Raw genomic sequence first — 1259 nt, forward strand, 5'->3', positions numbered from 1 at the left:
ACCACAAGATGTTCGGCTGCGTCTATGATATTTACAGCGATGACATCGAAGTCCGCCGGGAAAATGGCTTTGTGCTCCGTGGGATTCCTGCTGTGGAGCACGCCGTCATGCGCCTTTGCTCTGCCTTTCCGGATTTGAAAGCGGAGGTCGCCACAATTTTCGCATCTTCACAGGGGGAGAATCGTTACCAAGTTTGGATGCGATACTATTTCTCTGGCACCAATACGGGGCCCAGCATTTATGGCCCTCCTACGGGATTGAAGCTGGAAAAGGAGAAAGCACTGAACATCAGTTCCTTCCATGTGGAAAAGATCGACGGCGAATGGCTGATCGCGCATGAAACCACTGGACTTTGCTGCGACTATATCCGAGCAGTCTGCACTGGGGATAAAAGATTCAGTTGTCTGGAAATGTGAGGACTGGATTCCGATGATGCCGCAGCGGATACGCTGAACGTGCCTGGAGTCCGTCCGGCAAACGGTGCAAAGTGAAAGGAACAAATGAAATGGGACGTAAAGAGGTTTTGGCAGAGCGAAAAGCGCTGGAAGAGTACTACTACAATTGCAAGCTGGAGACACCGGAAGAGGTTGCAAAGCTTTTTGAAGTCTATACGAAGCTGATCTGGACCCATCACCAGGCGGGCCTGGTATATGATTACTACTGCGATGAAACCGTTATCCGGCAGGAAGGCGGCGGAAAGATGGTAGGCGGTGTAGACGTGGCAGAGATCCACACCATCCCCGCCTTCTCAGCTTATCCCAGGAGCAAAACCACGTTTTTGGATATTTTCTGCGTAGGTGACCAGGAGCACGGCTACCGGTTCGGCCAGTCTACGACCAACAGTGGGATTTTCTCGGCAAAAGGAGCCAATAGCAGTGGTCGGGGCGATGATTCGGTGTTTGAAGAAGGGACCTATGTGAACTTCTGCCAGTGCTATGTCAACCGGGTGGATGGGCGTTGGGTTGTCACGGAGGAATATCTGGGCTACGGCAATGAGATCAAGCGTCAGATGATGGCGGGGGCGCAGCCCTATTATAAGACCGTGCTGGGCGATCCGGCAGAGCGGCAGCTTCCGGTATGTGAGGAATCGGCGCAGAGAGACGATGAAACGGTGTGCGAGGAGGAGAAGGCATGATCTGCTTTGAACGGGCGGATGCCCTGCATGCCCATGAGAAAGCGCTCAGGGCGATTCAGGTCACAGATGCAGATACGTTATGCGCATATCTGAAGGGCTTTTGGGAGTTTATCTATAACCACAA

At 52.7% G+C, this 1259-nt stretch carries 2 protein-coding genes; both read left to right on the plus strand.

The genetic code is table 11. The annotated features are described in order from the left end of the window. Positions 1-416: ester cyclase (locus HMPREF1546_RS02505; protein ID WP_021751648.1), on the plus strand; the 416-nt coding region annotated here is incomplete at its 5' end. Positions 417-505: 89 nt separating this feature from the next. Then, positions 506-1135, plus strand: coding sequence for a hypothetical protein (locus tag HMPREF1546_RS02510; protein WP_021751338.1), 630 nt, complete (start codon positions 506-508; stop codon positions 1133-1135). Positions 1136-1259: the final 124 nt, after the last annotated feature.

This window comes from Oscillibacter sp. KLE 1745, assembly GCF_000469445.2.
Lineage (GTDB): Bacteria > Bacillota > Clostridia > Oscillospirales > Oscillospiraceae > Oscillibacter > Oscillibacter welbionis.